The 17,646-nt window shown below is 55.7% G+C and carries 12 protein-coding genes and 1 tRNA gene; 8 read left to right on the top strand and 5 right to left on the bottom strand.

All coding sequences use genetic code 11. The annotated features are described in order from the left end of the window. The first annotated feature begins 74 nt into the window (after positions 1-74). Entirely contained in the window at positions 75-3,521 is a 3,447-nt protein-coding gene (locus tag JAO29_RS00515) for a TonB-dependent receptor (RefSeq protein WP_334266211.1), read from the top strand. Positions 3,522-3,591: 70 nt separating this feature from the next. On the opposite strand, the gene JAO29_RS00510 is transcribed toward JAO29_RS00515, so the two are convergent. Further along, a complete protein-coding gene (locus JAO29_RS00510; protein ID WP_334266210.1) occupies positions 3,592-5,463 on the bottom strand; it encodes a glycoside hydrolase family 2 protein in 1,872 nt (623 codons plus the stop codon). A gap of 186 nt (positions 5,464-5,649) precedes the next feature. Between JAO29_RS00510 and JAO29_RS00505 the strand changes: the two genes are divergently transcribed. The 4 genes from JAO29_RS00505 to JAO29_RS00490 all read left to right on the top strand — a co-directional run bounded on the left by JAO29_RS00505 (position 5,650) and on the right by JAO29_RS00490 (position 10,263). Then, the gene (locus tag JAO29_RS00505; RefSeq protein ID WP_334266209.1) at positions 5,650-6,846 is read left to right on the top strand and encodes a pyridoxal phosphate-dependent aminotransferase; all 1,197 of its coding nucleotides are present in this window, start codon (positions 5,650-5,652) and stop codon (positions 6,844-6,846) included. 70 nt (positions 6,847-6,916) lie between these two features. Next, complete coding sequence (locus JAO29_RS00500; RefSeq protein ID WP_334266208.1) at positions 6,917-8,074, top strand: mannose-1-phosphate guanylyltransferase; 1,158 nt, start codon at positions 6,917-6,919, stop codon at positions 8,072-8,074. 81 nt (positions 8,075-8,155) lie between these two features. Beyond that, positions 8,156-9,598 carry a phosphoglucomutase/phosphomannomutase family protein gene (locus JAO29_RS00495; protein ID WP_334266207.1) on the top strand — a complete coding sequence of 481 codons (1,443 nt, stop codon included), beginning with the start codon at positions 8,156-8,158 and terminating at the stop codon, positions 9,596-9,598. Beyond that, positions 9,595-10,263 carry an HAD-IA family hydrolase gene (locus JAO29_RS00490; RefSeq protein WP_334266206.1) on the top strand — a complete coding sequence of 223 codons (669 nt, stop codon included), beginning with the start codon at positions 9,595-9,597 and terminating at the stop codon, positions 10,261-10,263. The genes JAO29_RS00495 and JAO29_RS00490 overlap by 4 nt, the downstream gene beginning before the upstream one ends. Here JAO29_RS00490 and kdsB read toward each other — a convergent pair. Then, a complete protein-coding gene (kdsB, locus tag JAO29_RS00485) occupies positions 10,260-11,006 on the bottom strand; it encodes a 3-deoxy-manno-octulosonate cytidylyltransferase (RefSeq protein WP_334266598.1) in 747 nt (248 codons plus the stop codon). The two genes, JAO29_RS00490 and kdsB, sit on opposite strands and share 4 nt — an antisense overlap. A gap of 89 nt (positions 11,007-11,095) precedes the next feature. Between kdsB and JAO29_RS00480 the strand changes: the two genes are divergently transcribed. Then, a tRNA-Met gene (locus JAO29_RS00480) sits at positions 11,096-11,172 on the top strand. Positions 11,173-11,276: 104 nt separating this feature from the next. Here JAO29_RS00480 and JAO29_RS00475 read toward each other — a convergent pair. Beyond that, positions 11,277-12,080, bottom strand: coding sequence for an SGNH/GDSL hydrolase family protein (locus JAO29_RS00475; RefSeq protein WP_334266205.1), 804 nt, complete (start codon positions 12,078-12,080; stop codon positions 11,277-11,279). Between the two features lie 101 nt (positions 12,081-12,181). Here JAO29_RS00475 and JAO29_RS00470 point away from each other — a divergent pair, with 101 nt between their 5' ends. Both JAO29_RS00470 and JAO29_RS00465 read left to right on the top strand, forming a co-directional pair. Next, the gene (locus JAO29_RS00470) at positions 12,182-13,414 is read left to right on the top strand and encodes a S41 family peptidase (protein ID WP_334266204.1); all 1,233 of its coding nucleotides are present in this window, start codon (positions 12,182-12,184) and stop codon (positions 13,412-13,414) included. A 166-nt stretch (positions 13,415-13,580) separates the two neighbouring features. Further along, on the top strand, positions 13,581-15,824 hold the full coding sequence (locus JAO29_RS00465) for a penicillin-binding protein 1A (protein ID WP_334266203.1): 2,244 nt from the start codon (positions 13,581-13,583) through the stop codon (positions 15,822-15,824). Between the two features lie 39 nt (positions 15,825-15,863). Here the strand turns inward: JAO29_RS00465 and JAO29_RS00460 are convergent, their stop codons facing one another. Then, on the bottom strand, positions 15,864-16,838 hold the full coding sequence (locus JAO29_RS00460) for a bifunctional riboflavin kinase/FAD synthetase (RefSeq protein WP_334266202.1): 975 nt from the start codon (positions 16,836-16,838) through the stop codon (positions 15,864-15,866). Continuing rightward, a complete protein-coding gene (locus tag JAO29_RS00455; protein WP_334266201.1) occupies positions 16,839-17,642 on the bottom strand; it encodes an MBL fold metallo-hydrolase in 804 nt (267 codons plus the stop codon). It lies immediately after the preceding gene. Positions 17,643-17,646 lie beyond the last annotated feature (4 nt).

The following is a 17,646-nucleotide window of genomic DNA, read 5'->3' as shown; positions in this document are numbered from 1 at the left end:
TTCAAGGGGACTGTCCCTCAAAAGACAGCTTCTATGAATGCAGCGATCTGGATGACTTTTTGGAGGTTATAGAGATGCAATATAGATTTCGTGTAGTTTGGTGTGTCCTGCTGCTTGCGATTGGACTCGTTTTCTCTGGTTTGCAGGCACATGCCCAGAGCAGCTTCGGTCAGATCTCCGGAACGGTTCTGGACCCGTCCGGTGCCGCTGTTCCTGATGCGGCTGTCACGATAACGTCGACGAATACGCAGGCAGCCCGAACGGTCAATTCTGATCAGAACGGCAACTTCATCGTGACGAACCTTCCGATCGGGCTCTATTCGATCTCTGTAACCAAGACAGGGTTCCAGACAGCAAAACAGAATAATGTTTCGATCAGCGCCGACGCGAAGGTAACGTCGAACTTTACACTTCCCGTTGGAGAAACGACTGAAACCGTCGAGGTGCAGGGCGGTGCGGTCGAGTCGTTGAACACGACCTCCGGTGAATTGGCCCGCGTTATCGACTCCAAACAGGTCGATAACCTAGCGCTGAATGGCCGCAACTACACGCAGTTGCTGACTTTGGTGCCGGGCGCGGTCGTGACCAATCCGGATATCTTTTCGGTGACGACATCGCTGGCTTCGGGCAACCAGACGATTAACGGCAATCGCAGCGATACGAATAACCTAACCGTAGACGGCGCCTACAACCAGGTCGCGGGTTCCAATGGTTCATTGATGAACAATGTGGGACCGGACTTTATCAGCGAGGTGAAGATCGATACCTCGAATGCCTCAGCGGAGTATGGGCGTACCTCAGGCCCGACTTTTAACATCGTCACGAAGAGCGGAACGAATGCATTCCACGGCGGCGGCTTCGAGTTTCTTCGCAACAATTACCTGGACGCCACCAACTACATTGCACGGAAGAAGACGCAGCTGATTTATAACGACTTCGGATTTTTCGTGGGGGGGCCGATTATCCACGACAAGCTGTTCTTCTTCGTCGGTGAGGAGTGGAGACGGCTTCGGCAGCAGGCAACGGCAACTACGTTCACTGTGCCGACGACGGCAATGCTGAACGGCGACTTTTCGGCGTTGTGCACGACCGGATTTGTGAACGGAGTTTGCGCTCCTGGCGCCGGGCAGCAAGTCAGCCCAAACCAGCTTTACTATCCCGGGACCGCAACACCAATTCCCAATAACAACATCTCGGCTTTGCTTACGCCTGACGGCAAGGCGATCGGGAATGTCTACAGGACGATCTCCGCACAGGGTCTGAGCTTCCGCGATGGCGGCATCCCTTCGAACAATCTGACTTTGGCACCGTCAAATCCTCTGAACTTCCACCAGGACCTGGTTCGCTTCGATTACGTGGTCAACCAGCAGCATTCTGTATTTGGTCGGTGGATCCATGATCAGAACACGCTCATCGATCCCTTCGGAACCTTTTCCAACAGCGGCATTCTCAATACCACGCCGACGACCCGCAACCGTCCTGGCCAGAGCTATCTGGTCGCGTGGACGTGGGCGGTTCGTCCTAACTTGATCAACCAGGCGCAGGCCAATACGAGTTGGGCAGCACAGCGTATTCCACCTTACGGCGAGAACTGGAAGCGTGAGACGTATGGGTTCCAATACCAGAAGCTCTACCCGGGGATCGGGCCTTATCCGAATGGCATTCCGATTGTGAACGTCACCAACTTCGCCCCGTTCCAAGGACCAAACTTCGCGTTGCTGTCGCCTTCAACAGATATCCAGGTTTCCGATACCGTGACCTGGATCAAGGGCAGTCATGCGTTCAAATTCGGCGGAGCGTATATCCGTGACCGCGTCGATCAGAATGGCCGCTCGAACTACACCGGTACGGCTAACTTTACGGGGCTTGCATCGAACAGCAGCTGCCGGGCGGCTTCCTCGAACACGACCTGCAACGCCGCTGCGGACGCTCTGCTCGGCAACTTTTCCTCTTATTCAGAGGCCAGTGCAGATCCGGTGGGTCACTTCCGCTTCAACCAGATCGAAGGATTTGCCCAGGACACGTGGAAGGCTACCCGCAAGCTGAGCCTGGAATATGGCCTCCGCTATCAGTGGGTGCAGCCGTTCTATCTGCAGGGTAATAATGCCTCGAACTTCGACCCGAAGGTCTATAACCCCGGTAACGCAGTGCAGGTTACGACTTCCGGCAGCATCGTTCCCGGCACGGGCAATCCTTACAACGGTCTGATTCGCGCGGGCAATGGTGTTCCGTCCGATCAGCAGATTCGCGTTCTCAACGTGAATACGGCTTTGTTCCCGCTTATTCCTGCAGGCGCCCCACGCGGCTTCTACAAGATGAACGGAGCCGTGGGACCGCGTTTTGGCTTTGCTTACGCGGCAAACGACAAGACTACGGTCCGTGGCGGTATTGGTCTGTTCTACTACCGCGCACAGGGCAACCTGGTCTTTAGCCAACTGAATCTCGCACCATGGCTCAACAATGCGCAGTTCGGCAATGGCAACCTTGCTACCCTGGGCGGCCTTTCCGCAAACAGTACGGCTCTGCAGGCGACTATCAGCGCGATCGATCCGACCAGCAAGAATCCATACACGTGGCAGTTCAGCTTCGGTGCACAGCGCCAGGTCACTCGCACGGTGCTGCTGGAGATGAACTACGTTGGCAGCGTTTCACACCATCAGCTTCGGCAGCCTAACGTCAACTTCCCAGATATCGGCGCGGTATATGAGAACCAGAGACCCGGCGGACTGCGCTATGGCAATATCGCCATCTTCAATCCTTATAAGGGTTACAACGCAATCAACCAGAATCGTTTCGATTCGAACTACAACTACAACTCGCTTCAGATCTTCGCTTCCAAAAGGGCCGGGATGGTTACGACGACGCTGGCCTACACCTTCGCAAAGGCGCTGGGTGATTCGAATGGTAATAACCAGACGCTTGAGAACTGGACCGATCAGCACTACAACTATGGTCCGCTTGTGAACGATCGCCGCCACGCGTTTGTGGCGACGTTCGTTGTCCAGACACCGGATCTAATCGGCCATAACTTCCTGATCCGCGAGGTTGCAGGAGCATGGCAGATCTCCGGTGTAGCCCGGCTGCAGAGCGGAGCCTACTACAACGTTCAGTCGACCTCGCGATACAGCCTTGGTAACGTTCGGCCTGATATGACTCCGGGTGCGCCAATCTACAGTAAGCATGCGGGGCTGTGTGGCTACATCTATAACGGCTCGACGAATCTTCCGGCAGGATGCTCGACAGGTGCGAATCCGTTCTCCGCTCCGACTGGTCCCCGTTTCGGCAACGCTCCTTACGGAGCCATTCTTGGACCTGGACTGGCCCAGACCGACGCAAGCCTCTCGAAGTTCTTCCCGGTCACCGAGCGCGTTCGTGTAAAGGTGCAGGCGGATGCTTTCAACATCCTGAATCGGACGAACTTCAACGGACTGAATCTAAATGCCAGCAATACCAACTTCGGCACGATCTCCTCTGCCTTCCCGCAACGGCAGCTGCAGCTTGGAGCGAAGGTGCTGTTCTAAACAAGAACTGAACGCAAAAGTAAAGAGGAGCAGCCATATGGCTGCTCCTCTTTACTTTGCTGACCTTGTTTTATTCGGGCTTGCCAACCGAGTGCTCTTTGTATGTCTTTTGAAAGAGGTAGAACGCCATCTTCTTCTCGCCCTTTTCGGAGAACAGCCCCTTGCGGTTGTAGCCATCCTGCAGCTTTGGGATGTTGCGTGTCGGGGAGCGGAAGTCCATTAGGACCCAGGGAACAAGACCGCGGACCTGGGGGATCTTGTTGATCATGACGAACTGGTGCTCATAGACGTTGACCTGTTGTTCCTCGGCCCAACGCTCGTTCTTCCCACCGTGAACACCGAATTTCGCTTCAGCTCCAAACTCGGACATCAGGATAGGCTTGTTTGGCATTGTCCAGACCATGGTGTCCGCGTCTTCAGGCTTGCCTTCGTACCAGCCGACATATTCGTTCTGACCGACAATATCGAGCGCACTGATCAGGGGATCGTCCTGCACCATCTGATTGCCCTTCGGATGAGGTCCGATCAGGGCTGAGGTGATTGGACGGGTTGAGTCCAGCCTCCGTGCCTCGTTCGCCAAATTTGTCAGAAAGCTGGTGCGTGCAGGCATGTTAGGTGTCTCGTTCGAGACCGACCACATGATGACCGAGGCCTTGTTACGATCTCGCCGAATCATCTCATTCAACATGGTCACGGCCTTTGCGTAGACCTCGGGTTTCTCATACGAGATACGCTGCCAGATCGGGATCTCGGACCAGATCATTATCCCGTCCCGATCGGCCTCTCGCTCCATGCGTTCGTCGTGCGGGTAATGGCAGAGGCGAACGAAGTTTGCATTCAGGTCTTTGAGGAAGGAAAAGATGTTCTTCACATCCTCATCATTGTTGACGCGTCCGCCCCGATAAGGAGCCTCGGCATGCATGTTTGCCCCCTGCAGAAAGATGGCTTTACCGTTCAATAGAATCCGCGTCCCATCCACGCGGATATCGCGAAAGCCTATATCGTCGGTCAGGGAATCGTCTCCGGAAGCGAGATGCACCTTGTAAAGCTTCGGTGTCTCCGGAGACCAGAGTTGCAGCGTTTTCGCCTTCGCTTCGAATGGAGCCCGGCCTTCCGCGTCCGTCGTGGCAGTCGTACTGACGCCTGCTTCAGGAATGCTGACCTGTACCTTGGTCCCGGCAGGAGCGCCCTCGACATGGACATAGCCCGTCAGAGTGTTGGCATTCGCCGCAGAAAAAGTTGCGTCGTGCTTCAGATGAACGTCATAGTCGTCGATGAACTTCTCTGGGACGGTGACAAGAGAAACGTCGCGATGAATCCCGCCATAGTTGAACCAATCGATCCCGATGCCCGGGATCTGGTCGACGTGTCGCGTAGAATCCACCGCCACCACCACGAAGTTCGTCCCAGGTTTCAGGACTTGAGTGACTTCGCAGTCAAACGGCGTAAATCCACCCTCATGGTCGCAGATTCGTTTCTGGTTTACCCAGACGAATGATCTGTAGTTTGCCGCTCCGATGTGCAGAAAGGTGCGCTTTCCCGGCTGGGGCTGGAATTCGAAATTGCGCTGGAACCAGACCACGCCTTCGTAACGAAAGAGAGTGGGGTCCTGACTGTTCCAGTCCCCTGGAATCTTCATCGTGGGAGCCGTCGCGAAGTCGTACTCCTCATTGTGAGGTCCGGTGTTGATGTTGGGATGGGTGTTAAGCGCGTACCCGTTATCTCGAACCTTCCCATCCAGGGTATACAACCCCCTTGCCGGCGGTTGGTCTACAAGGTAGTGCCAATCGCCGTTCAGCGAGACGGTTGTGCGATGATCGACGCCGACTAGAAGGGTTTTGAGCGGGGCCTGAGTTTGCGCGGAGAGAGCGGTCCAGCAGGCAAAGGAGACGATGACGGTGTTGCAAAAAGGGCTTCTTAGCGCCCGCGATAGAAGAAGCATGTACCACCTGAATCTTTCCTTTTGGATGTGAAGCGGAGCAGACGAGCTGCGACGGCCAGGACCGGCGCGGTACAAAACTTTGCCCTGCTTAGTTTGGCGGCAATATTAACAGAATCTGACGGTCCGTCGCCGACCGCCTTCATCCGGCGCTTTATCTCGGTGCCCAAATCTGCCACACTAGAAGGTATGAGTACAGCAACGGCAACCAAGGTTTTTGCCGACCGGATAGGTCGCATTGAAGTTTCGGCAACGATGGCTATTACTGCTGCGGCGCTGAAGTTGAAGTCTGAGGGTGTGAACCTGGCGGACTTTGGCGCGGGCGAACCGCACTTTTCGACTCCACGTCATATTAAGGACGCGGCAATCGAGGCGATTGAGAACAACTTCACCCGCTATACGAACGTGGCCGGCATCCCCGAGGTCCGTAAGGCAATCGTCGACCGTCATGCGGCCGATTTTGCTTCCGCTTATGCTCCTGACGAGTGCGTCTTCACGACGGGCGGCAAGCTGGCTCTCTTCAATGCCGTCCAGGTTCTGGTCGACCACGGCGACGAGGTGATTCTGCCCGTCCCATACTGGGTTTCCTTCAAGGACATCATCCAGTATGCCGGTGGTGTTGTCGTTCCTGTGGAGACGAGCGAGCAGGAGAACTTCCGCGTAACCGCCAAGATGATCGAGGCGGCAATTACCCCGAAGACGAAGGCCATCATCCTCAACACTCCCTCCAATCCCTCCGGCGCTGTTGTGTCTCCGGAAGATCTGGAAGCGATTGTCCGCTTGGCGCACCAGCGCGACATCTTCGTGCTGCTGGATGAGTGCTACGTGTACCTGAACTTTACCGGAAAGATCGTCAGTGGCGGCAGCTTCAAAGACTGCAAGGAGCATGTAGTCGTCCTTGGCTCGTTGTCGAAGACCTATGCGATGACCGGATGGCGGGCAGGATTCGCCCTCGGACCGAAGGCGATCATTGCCGCTATGAGCAAGCTGCAGTCCCAGAGCACCTCGAATACCGCCAGCATGGTGCAGCGTGCGTCGATTGCCGCCGTCAGTGGATCGCAGGACTGTGTCGCAGAGATGAGGGCAGACTATATCAAGCTTCGGGATCGCGTTCTGGAAGGCTTCAAGACCATCCCTGGCTTAACGTGCACCGTGCCTGAAGGTGCCTTCTATGTCTATCCCAACGTTAAGAATTTCATCGGCAAAGGTGGCATCACCTCAGCCACCGATCTGGCCGCTAAGCTGCTTAGCGAGGCACATGTGGTTGTCGTGCCCGGTGAGGCCTTTGGAACTGCCGAACATATCCGCCTGTCGTACGCTGTCTCACATGATGTGGTGGATGAGGGAGTCAAGCGCATGCGAGAGTACTTCGCTTCGCTGCGCTAAAGTTTGATCTTGGGCAAGGGACCGCATTGGTAAGATACGATGCGGTCCTTTGCGTTGGAATGGGGAAGACATGAACCAGGCTGGAGATCAGACCGAAGACTCCGAATTTCGATTTGCCCCGGTAATTCTTGCAGGCGGAAGCGGAACGCGATTCTGGCCACGGAGCCGGAGATCCCGCGCCAAACAGGTTCTCGCTCTGGATGGCGAACGAACCATGATCCAGCAGACAGTTGATCGCCTGCTGCCGATTGCGGACGCTAAAGATATCTGGGTCGTGACGAATGATCTCCTGAAAGACGCCATCGCCGATCAGCTTCCGAATGTGGTTCCGAACCACATTCTCAGCGAGCCGTCTGCACGAAATACCGCCCCGGCATGCGCACTGGCCGCGTTTCTCCTGGAAAAGTCACAACCGGAGACAATCATCGGAATCTTCCCTTCGGATCACGTGGTCAAGGACGCCGCAAGATTTGCAGCGATCGTGAAGGCTGGCATCGCCCTGGCAGCCAGCGGGCAGAAGATTATCGTACTCGGCGTTCCCGCGACAAAAGTTGAGACTGGATACGGCTATATCGAATATGGCGACTTATCGGAAGAGATGAACGGCGTCAAGGTTCGCAGGGTGAAGCGATTTACCGAAAAGCCGCACAAGGCGCTGGCAGAAGCTTTTGTCGCCTCGGGCAACTATGCATGGAACAGCGGAATGTTTCTTTGGAGCGTGAAGACCCTCACGAACGCGATCCGGGAACATAGCCCGGCGATCGCGACGCAGATGGAGAAGATTGCGGCCGCCTATGGAACTCCAAAGTTCTCCCAGGTCTTTGCAGAGATCTACCCTCTGTGCGAGAACATATCGATAGATTATGCGGTGCTGGAGCCGAGATCAGCCAAGGGAGAACAGGCGTCGGAAATCTATTGCCTGCCCGGGGATTTCTGCTGGAACGATCTGGGATGCTGGTCTGCGCTCCATGAGCACGTCGCCGATTGTGGTCCTGAAGATCTTGCCAAGAAGAACGTCTTCGACAAGACAAACCAGGCATGTATCGACATCGACTCCCAGGGTAATTACGTCTATGCGCCTGGGAAAGCGGTCGCTCTTGTTGGCGTGAGTGATTTGGTCGTGGTTGAGACCGAAGATGCCCTGCTGATTACAACGCGTGAGCGCTCCCAGGATGTGGGTAAGGTTGTAGCTGAACTAAAGCAGGCGGGACGCGAAGATCTGGTTTAGCCCCCGAACGCATTCAAAGTAACGATCATCCGCTATTCGTAGAAACGATATAGGCCCTAAGAGGTCAAGGTACGACACCATATGGCAGAGACGAAGACGGTAGTTAAGTTTGGAACCGATGGTTGGCGGGGTATCATCGCTGACGATTTCACCTACGCCAATGTTCGCGTAGCTGCATCCGCGATAGCGAACTATGTGCGTGAGCATGAGGATGCAAAGGCAGGCGTCTGCATAGGATGGGATACTCGCTTCGGTTCACGGTCCTTCGCTTATGTCGTCGCCGCCGTCCTCTCCAAGTCAGGGATCCCTGTTCTGATTGCAAACGCAATAACGCCCACACCGGCACTCTCGTATGCGGTTCGCGAGCGGAAGGCTGCTGGAGGTGTGATGATCACCTCCAGCCACAATCCAGCGGAGTGGAACGGCGTGAAATACAAGGCGAGTTATGGAGGGTCTGGCAAGCCCTTGATCATGACAGCCATCGAAAGCTACCTCCTCAAAGCTGCTCCGGATGCGGAGAAGCCAGCGCCCATTGAGACGGTGGACTTCGTTCCGGACTATGTAGCCGCGCTCGAAAAGTTTGTCGATCTGAAGGCGATCAGGGAGAGTGGATCAAAATTTCTAATTGATGTGATGTATGGGGCCGGCCGAGGCGTAATTGCTGGAATATTTGCTCGTGCCGGCATTCCATTTGTAGAGATCCGTGCCGAGATCAACCCCTCCTTTCCTGGCATCAATCCAGAGCCCATCCTTCCGCATATCAAAGCCTCCCAGGAGGCGGTTGTGAGAGAGAAGTGCGCTGCGGGGCTGATTACAGACGGAGATGCGGACCGAATCGGCGCGGTCGATGAACACGGCAATGTTGTGGATGCCCATCGGATCTTCTCGATTCTGCTCTGGTGGTTGCTGGAGAGAAAGAGATGGCCAGGCGAAGTAACGCGGGCCTTCAACACGACGAAGATGATCGACCGAATAGCGGCGAAGTATGGCCGTAAGCTGAATGAGCACGGAATAGGTTTCAAATACGTCGTAGACCTGATGCTCGAAAAAGAGATCCTGATCGGCGGTGAAGAGTCGGGAGGGGTGGGGATCAGCCGGCATCTTCCCGAACGGGATGGACTCTTGAATTCGTTGCTCCTGGCGAACGTCATGGCCGACGAAAAAAAGACTCTGGGCGAGCTGGTGACGATGCTGCAAGACGAGTTCGGTGTTCACGAGTACGGCAGGATCGACATGCACATTGAAGAAACCGTCAAACAGTCTGCGATCACGCGGGCGAAAACAGGATTGAACGAAATGGCTGGGATGAAAGTTTTGCGGACGGAGGATCTCGACGGAATCAAGTTTTTCCTGGATAACCCGGAGTGCGCAGGCAAAGCCAAGGCCGCCGAGACCTGGCTCCTCCTACGCGCCTCAGGCACCGAACCCCTCCTTCGTGTCTACTGCGAGAGCTGTTCTAAAGAGTCAGTGGCGAAGGTCCTGGAAGCAGCAAAGGAATTTGTATTAAGAGGAGAACAGGTTTGAGCGAAGTCGTTCGCGTAGAGACAAAGGGCCTGCTCTTTGATATGGACGGGGTTCTAATCAGTTCCATCGGTTCCGTCGTGCGCTGCTGGCATATCTGGGCGAAGAAATACAACATTCCGAATGCCGATACCTACGAGGTCCCGCACGGAGTACGCGCGATCGATATCATTCGCAGCCTCCGTCCCGACATCGATCCCTTAGAAGGCCTGCAGGTCATCGAAGATCTGGAGATCGCAGACACCTCCGATTTACGAGTTCTCCCAGGCGCGAAGGAACTGCTCGAGAGCCTTCCATCGGAACGGTGGGCTATCGTCACGTCAGCCACTCGCAGGCTGATGCTTAGCAGACTGGAGGCAGCAGGACTCCCGGTACCTGGCCGTATCGTGAGTGCAGACGAGGTGGAGAAGGGGAAACCGGATCCCGAACCATATCGCAAAGGGGCACAACTTCTCGGGTGCACCCCGGACGAATGCATCGTCGTCGAAGATGCCCCTTCCGGGGTTGGCGCTGGAAAGGCCGCAGGCTCACGTGTGCTTGGGGTGGTTGGAACGCATACCCTCGCTCAGCTGGAGCAGGCAGACTGGATTGTGGAGTCCCTGGAAAAGGTACGGGCGGAAGTTCATAACGGTGGCTTGGCTTTGGCGTTCGCTGCAGAGAAGCGCTAGCGCATAAGGATGGATTCCACCAGCCGGAGATCTTCTTCCGTATCGACGCCTATAGTGTCGAAGAGTGTCGGTTCCACATACAGGTTTACGCCATTTTCGAGGAACCGAAGCTGTTCAAGCCGTTCTGTGTGTTCGAGCGTGCTTGCTGGAAGCATTGGAAACTGCTGTAAGGCGGCCTTGCGATACGCATAGAGGCCGATGTGCTTCCAGTAGAGCGCGGGATTGCCATCGCGGTTGTACGGAATGGTTGCGCGGGAGAAGTAGAGGGCACGACCGTCGGATGCTGTCACAACTTTGACGGCATTTGGGTTGTGAATGTTCTCCGGGGTGCATGCGACCTTTAGCGTCGACACCTCGACCTGCGGATTTGCGAAGGGCAGCAGAAGGCTCGTTATATGTTCAGGTTTCAGGAGAGGCTCATCTCCCTGAATGTTGACGTACACGTCAGCATCTACCGTCTGAGATACAGCGTGAACTCGGTCAGTTCCACTGGCGAGGAACGGCGAGGTGAGCTGGCACCGCCAGCCATTTTGGTTGCAGAGGTCGACGATCTCTTCGGAATCGGTAGCGACCAGCAACTCATCCAGTTGGGGGCATGCTTGAGCGGCTTCCCAGACCCAGGCAAGCATTGGACGTCCAGCTATAGGTCGCAGGATCTTTCGCGGCAGGCGCGTGGAAGCAAGCCGTGCCGGTATAACTCCAACGATACGCAGAGGTCTTCCTCCGTTGGGCTTTTCCCCCAAGGGGGAATCAAGTATGATTGAACCAGGCTGTGCCGCGGCGATTCTCCTCGATTCGCGATGATTTCTGGTGGGCATAGCTTTCACACATTGGCGGTGTAGCTCAGATGGTTAGAGCGACGGACTCATAACCCGTAGGTCGACAGTTCGATTCTGTCCACCGCCACCAAGAACATCCTGGGTACGACCCAACGTGTTTGAAAGCCATCGTATCGCGGAACCCTTTGAGTATACCGTCAGCAGGAAAGGTGATCGCTTCCTCACAATCTTGACTCACTCTGTGGATGACGAGCCGCCCGAGCAGACAGCAGGCAAGCTCTTGCCCAAAACGTCCATGAACGCGCTATTTTCAGTGCGGAGACGATCAAAACAGTGAAGCACACCTTCAGCGATAGCGGCCATTCCTGAATCATTGGGATGCGCCGCGACATCCTTGCGCCGATAAGGACCTCCATCTCCCATATTTTCCTCGTTGCGGGAGATGCTATAGAGACTCACAAAGGGAATGTTCTTCTCAGCGCAAAGCCATTGAGAGTAGTCGCTCTTCTCCTTCGTAAACCAGTCTCCGAGCACGATCTTGGGGCACTGAAAGTAATCGATCAGTTGCAGATAGTATTCTTTGAAATACGAATCGAACCGATCGTTTTCTCCCCCCTGAATGACAACGAGATGGGGCGAAAACTTACCAGTCTGTAGATACCCCACCATCTCTCGGATCTTCCCGTTACCGCCATTGTTGTAGAGGATCTCGACAGGCTTATCAGTTGTTTTTTGTATCCCATCCGCCACCAGATGAACGAAATCCTTTTCAGGAGAAGATGCAGCCATTCCACACGGAATGTCCCATACCTTCTTGAGGAACCCATGCAGTGTCAGAGAGTTACCGATAAACATCACTTTGAAGCTATCCGGGGGGGTCGGTCTTCGGTTGATGAGTTCCAAAAGAGATAACGTCTCTCCGGAGTTCAGCCGCTTCTTGAAGATATTCACTTTCGCATAGTAGCGCGCCCCGTGCACTATTGGTAGATCCTCCTTGCCGTCCTCGACCGGTGGTGGTAATGCCGCAATCCTGATCATCGCCGATATCACGGAATCGCTGGGCGAGAGTATCATTTTGTCAGGGCGGTTCGTCTAACGCCTGTTGGGTGGTCTCTCACCGCCTGGAGAGTTCTCTTTCTATGCCGAAGATTTCGAAGATTCTTTTGCTGTCCGTCTCGGTGGTCTTGGTGCTCACCGTCTTTTTAGGCGTCAATTCGACTGGCGTTAGCGCTGCCACGGACGATCAGGATGGCGCGTACCACCAGATCAACGTGTACAGCGAGGTCCTCCGGCATATCCAGACCGATTACGTCGAAGAACCCAACATCTCTTTGGTGACTAACGGCGCATTGCGGGGTCTGCTGGAATCCCTCGACTCGGATTCGAGCTATCTCAGCCCCGCCGATTACAAGACCTTCAAAGAAGAGAAGGGTGGCAAGGCGCAGGTTGGAATTAACGTGTCGAAGCGCTGGGGCTATGCCACGGTTGTTTCGGTTGTTCCCGGCAGCCCTGCCGACAAAGCCGACCTGAACGACGGCGACATCATAGAAGCCATTGGAACTCAGGACACGCGGGATATGTCTCTTGCTGTCGTTCGCCTCATGCTCGAAGGTGCTCCCGGCAGCGAGTTGGCGCTTTCCGTCGTTCGTCCCGGTCGGGCACAGCCTGAGAAGTTGACCATGACACGGGCTGTCACTTCTATCCCTGCAGTGGCAGAGACGATGTATGAGAACTCTTCCATCCTTTATCTCAAACCTCTTGTGCTCGATCATGAGCACGTGCAGCAGGTGGAGAGCAAGCTCAAGGGAATGCAGAAGGCAGGAAATAAGAAGATCCTGCTGGATCTTCGCGATGTAGCTGCAGGAGATAACGCCGAGGCGTTCCGATTGACGAACTTCCTCCTGAAGTCTGGCACGATTGCAACGTTAGAGGGCCAGAAGGTCGAGAAGCAGTCCTTTACGGCCGAACCCTCAAAGGCGATTGATACCACCTCACCTGTAGTGGTTCTGGTGAATCGCGGAACGGCGGGTCCTGCCGAGATCGTCGCTGCGGCTTTGATGGATAACAAGCGGGCAGACCTGGTTGGCGAGAAGACTTTCGGCGAAGGCTCGCAGCAGAAGACCTTTGAGCTGCCCGACGGTGCGGCGCTGATCTTGTCAGTTGCGAAGTATGAGTCTCCATCCGGCAAAAAACTTGAAGACGAAGGTGTGACCCCCGGAGTCCTGGTTGCGTCGAATATCGATGACAATGCGCCGGTGGATGAGGACGCTGCGACCCCAACGACACCACAGCCTGAGACGAAAAAGCCTGCCGTTTCAATCGATGAGCAACTGAACAAGGCGCTCGATCTGCTGAAGAGCAAGGCCGCGTAAAGCTGTTCGGTCAGGGTGTTTTTTCCTGGAATCTGCGAAACTGCCCTATGCTTGCGTAATCTGCCTCACAGGCCCGAGCATGCTATGGTGAAGGGCAGTGCCGAGCTTATATAGACGCGATGATAGTGCCGTAAAAACCGCCTCTGAGCCAGCCTGGCAGCGGCTCGTGCGGCGCTTAACTGAGTGGCGTGAGTACCCTAGCCGCCGACGAGCCCGTCTTGTAACCTTTTACATTCTGCTTGCGCTGTCGGCCACCTTCGGTGCAATGTGTGGCCTGATGCTGGTCTATTCGATCGACCTGCCAGAGATTGACGATCTGACACGGTATCGGCCCAATACGACCACAGAGCTTTTGGACGTGCACGGAAGGCCGTTTGGCTCCTTTGCTCTGGAGCGGCGGATCGTAGTTCCTTACTCTGAATTTCCGCCGGTCCTGAAGCAGGCAATCTTGTCTATCGAGGATAAGAGCTTCGAAAGCAACTGGGGCGTAAATCTTGTGCGCGCGCTGGGCGCTGCCTACCGGGATCTGCACTCGAAGGGCAAGGCACAGGGAGCTTCTACCCTCACCATGCAGCTGTCGCGAAATCTATTTCTCTCGAGTGAAAAGACTTACGGCCGAAAGCTCCAGGAAGTCATTCTTTCGATGCAGATCGAGAGACGGTTCACGAAGAATCAAATCTTCGAACTCTATGCAAACCAGATCTACCTCGGACGAGGCACCTACGGATTTGAAGCGGGATCAGAGTATTACTTCAACAAGCATGTTCGCGATCTGAACCTACCGGAGGCCGCTCTGCTCGCCGCGTTGCCCAAAGGGCCGGAATACTATTCGCCCGTGCGTTACCCGGATCGTGCCCTGAAGAGACGAGATCTCGTGTTGAGCGAGATGCGCCAGGATGGCGAGATCACTGCCGAACAGGAGGAGAAGGCAAAGTCCGCTCCGCTGGGCCTGCACATCGAGCCTCCGGCCAACAGCATAGCGCCCTATTTCGTTGAAGAAGTGAGACGTCAGTTAGAGAAGGAGTATGGCGTCGAGGAAGTCCACGGTGCTGGTCTTCGCGTCTATACGACCCTTGATCTGGACTTGCAGTCGGTAGCGAACAGAGCTGTACTTGACGGTGCAGCCGCATACGAGCGTCGCGAAGGATGGAAAGGGGACCTTCCGAATATCGTGCTTTCCGGGCGCGACATCGAGAGCTACAAGCATCCCGACTGGATCCAGCCGATCACGAAGGATAGCTATATTCACGGGGTAGTGACTGCCGTTGAGCCTAAGCGAGTCACCGTGAAACTGGGCAACCAGGTCGCCGTCCTGACCCCCGAGAATTGGCAATGGACGCAGTGGCCTGAGGCCGACGCCTTCCTCCGCAACGGAGATCTCGTGTACCTGAAGATTCTCGCTCCCGGACCTGCTGGAACGTGGAAGGCCTCGCTGGAGCAGGACTCCGGCGCGCAGGCAGCGCTTATGGCTGTCGATAACGCTACCGGCGAGGTCCTGGCCATGATAGGCGGACGAGACTTCGCATTGTCGCAATTCAATCGGGCTACGCAGGCGAAACGACAGGTCGGCTCTTCGTTCAAGCCTTACGTCTATACGACTGCCATCGAACAGGGTGCGAAACCGAGTGACGTAATCGTGGATGGTCCAGTGACCTTTCCTACGCCCAGCGGCCCATATACGCCTCATAACTATGAAGGCAACTACATGGGGCCCATTTCACTGCTCTATGCCTTCGCGGATTCCCGAAATATCCCGGCGCTCAAGCTTGCCTCTCACGTGGGGATTCGTAAGGTAATCGATACAGCACATCGGTTCGGAATTACGAGCGAGATCCCACCGTTCCTTCCGGTAGCTCTCGGCTCGGCAGATATATCGCTGTATGACCAGGTGGGCGCGTATAGCGTCTTTCCCAACGATGGCATCCGCATCGAGCCGCACTACATACGCAAGGTCCTCCAGGCAGATGGCTTGCCCCTCGATGAAAAGCCTACCGATGTACGCGAGGTTATCTCCGTCGAGACAGCGCGAACCATGATGCAACTCTTCGAGGCCGTCGTCCGCATGGGCACTGCAGCACGCGCGTCCCAGTTGGATCATCCTCTCGGCGGAAAAACAGGTACAACCAACAACTACACGGATGCCTGGTTCGTGGGCTTTTCGCCATCTGTGACCTGCGGCACCTGGATCGGCTACGACAATCGCCAATCGCTCGGCGAAAAGGAAACCGGTGCACGAGCGGCACTGCCGATCTGGATGGACTTCATGAAGGTAGCGATTGCCAGTAAACCTAAAGAAGTCTTCCCTGGCGAGAGTCTGCAGAAAAAGCTTCTAAGCGTCTCGGAGAATAGATCCCCTGCTCCTGCGAAATCATCGCCATCGAAAGCTCCGGTAGGCGGGGACAATCGCTGAAGGACGCATACCCTTGGACGTGGCGCGCTCAGGAGATGGTTAGACCGCCGCTGAGGTAAGTCGATCGCAGAGGGCGAAGTAGCGTTGGGCAAACCGCACATCGCGCCCAATCTGTTCTCGTAGAGCCTCTGGCGAGGGCCAGCGAATCTCATCGCGCAAGCGTTTCAGAAAACTCAATCGCAGCGGCGTTCGGTCAGTCAGATCAATCGGATGAAAGTTGAGCAGGTGAGACTCGATCGTAAAGGAGTCCTCGCCAAAGGTGGGCCTGTTGCCGACATTGGTCACCGCCTCAAAGCGTTCGCCCGCTACCGTGAGCGTTGTGATGTATACCCCGATTGCGGGAATCAGTTCGTGATACGGCGCCAGGTTGATGGTGGGAACCGTGTAGCGTGTACCGTATCCGCGCCCTGATGCCGGCGTGCCTATGATGCTGAAGGGTCTACCGAGCAGGCTGCGTGCAGCGCTGACATTTCCTTCCGTGACGAGCCTGCGGAGACGCGTAGAGGAGATGGCTTCCCTGCGAAGCACCCGCGGGGAATAGATGATGACTCGGAAGCCGAGTTCGTGTCCCATGGCGTCGAGCGACTCTACTCCCGCAGCTGCCTGATAGCCGAAGCGGAAGTTCTCTCCCTCATGCAGTTCCACAATCTCCAGGCGATCCTTCAAGACCTGTTTCGCAAAGTCTTGTGCGCTGGTGCGCGACAGTTCCTGGGTGAAGGGAAGGACAAGTGTTGCATCGAGTCCCGTTGCCTCAAGCAACTCGAGCTTCTGGGCCAGCGGAGTGATAAGAGGTCGACTGTTCTCGGGATGAAGAATTCGAGCAGGATGCGGCTCGAACGTGATCGCCAGCGAGCCAGCACCAAGAGCGTTAGCGCGCTGGATCACCTCCGAAATCACCGCCTGATGCCCGCGATGTACGCCATCGAAGTTTCCGATAGTCGCGACAGTCGGACCCATCGGGTTGGGAAGCTCAGAGAGGGAGCGATAGATCTTCATGCGGCTCGAACCTGTCATCTAGGCGATCTCGAAATTCAGCTGAAGGCCGTCATAAGCGAGCCGGACATTGGGAGGTAGCTCGGCTTCCGTAGCGGTGTGGTCGAGGTCGTGACTAATGTGAGTAAAGAAGGCACGCCGAGGTTTCAGCTGCTCGACAAAGGCCAGAGAGCGCTCAAGGTGCGAGTGGCTGGGATGCGGCTGGCGACGCAGTGCATCGAGGATGAGAATGTCGAGATCCTGCAGGAGAGGTACACTCTCGGGCGGGATGTCACTCATATCGGTCAGGTAAGCAGCGGTGCCAAAACGATACCCCGTAATGGTCTGTGCTCCATGGGTGACGGGAACACGCCGAAAGTGTGCGCCAAAGATCTCTACGTCGGCTCCGGCGACACTCTCATCAAGCGGATGAATGCTAACGCGGGCGGCTGTTGCGTAGCGATCCCGCACACGAAACGTGTAATCGAAGATCCTGCGCAAAGTGTCCGCGGTCTCCACGTCCGCATATAGGGGAAGATTCTCTTTCAACTGAAAGCTGAGTGGGCGCAGGTCATCGAACCCAAGAACATGGTCGGCGTGGCCATGGGTATAGAGAACGGCATCGACGTGCCGGATGTTCTCGCGTATGGCCTGTGCATGGAAGTCCGGTCCGGTGTCGATCAGCACAACGTGATTGTTGTAGCTAAGACGAAGAGAGGGGCGTGTACGACGATTGCGAGAGTCGCCAATGGGCGAAACCGCGGATGCGCACACCGCACAGTCGCAGCCTAGCGTGGGGACACCCATCGAGGTACCCGTTCCGAGAAAGGTAAGTGTAGCCTCCATTCTC

The organism is Edaphobacter sp. HDX4 (assembly GCF_036877565.1).
Lineage (GTDB): Bacteria > Acidobacteriota > Terriglobia > Terriglobales > Acidobacteriaceae > Edaphobacter.
Note: the sequence above shows the minus strand (reverse complement) of the source record. Positions and strands in the feature narration are given on the sequence as shown.

Excerpts from the sequence above, each read along its gene's own strand:
- JAO29_RS00500 (WP_334266208.1), top strand. The coding sequence starts at position 6,917 with ATGAACCAGGCTGGAGATCAGACCGAAGACTCCGAATTTCGATTTGCC.
- JAO29_RS00470 (WP_334266204.1), top strand. The coding sequence starts at position 12,182 with ATGCCGAAGATTTCGAAGATTCTTTTGCTGTCCGTCTCGGTGGTCTTG.
- JAO29_RS00495 (WP_334266207.1), top strand. The coding sequence starts at position 8,156 with ATGGCAGAGACGAAGACGGTAGTTAAGTTTGGAACCGATGGTTGGCGG.
- JAO29_RS00460 (WP_334266202.1), bottom strand. The coding sequence starts at position 16,838 with ATGACAGGTTCGAGCCGCATGAAGATCTATCGCTCCCTCTCTGAGCTT.
- JAO29_RS00510 (WP_334266210.1), bottom strand. The coding sequence starts at position 5,463 with ATGCTTCTTCTATCGCGGGCGCTAAGAAGCCCTTTTTGCAACACCGTC.
- JAO29_RS00505 (WP_334266209.1), top strand. The coding sequence starts at position 5,650 with ATGAGTACAGCAACGGCAACCAAGGTTTTTGCCGACCGGATAGGTCGC.
- JAO29_RS00455 (WP_334266201.1), bottom strand. The coding sequence starts at position 17,642 with ATGGAGGCTACACTTACCTTTCTCGGAACGGGTACCTCGATGGGTGTC.
- JAO29_RS00475 (WP_334266205.1), bottom strand. The coding sequence starts at position 12,080 with ATGATCAGGATTGCGGCATTACCACCACCGGTCGAGGACGGCAAGGAG.
- JAO29_RS00515 (WP_334266211.1), top strand. The coding sequence starts at position 75 with ATGCAATATAGATTTCGTGTAGTTTGGTGTGTCCTGCTGCTTGCGATT.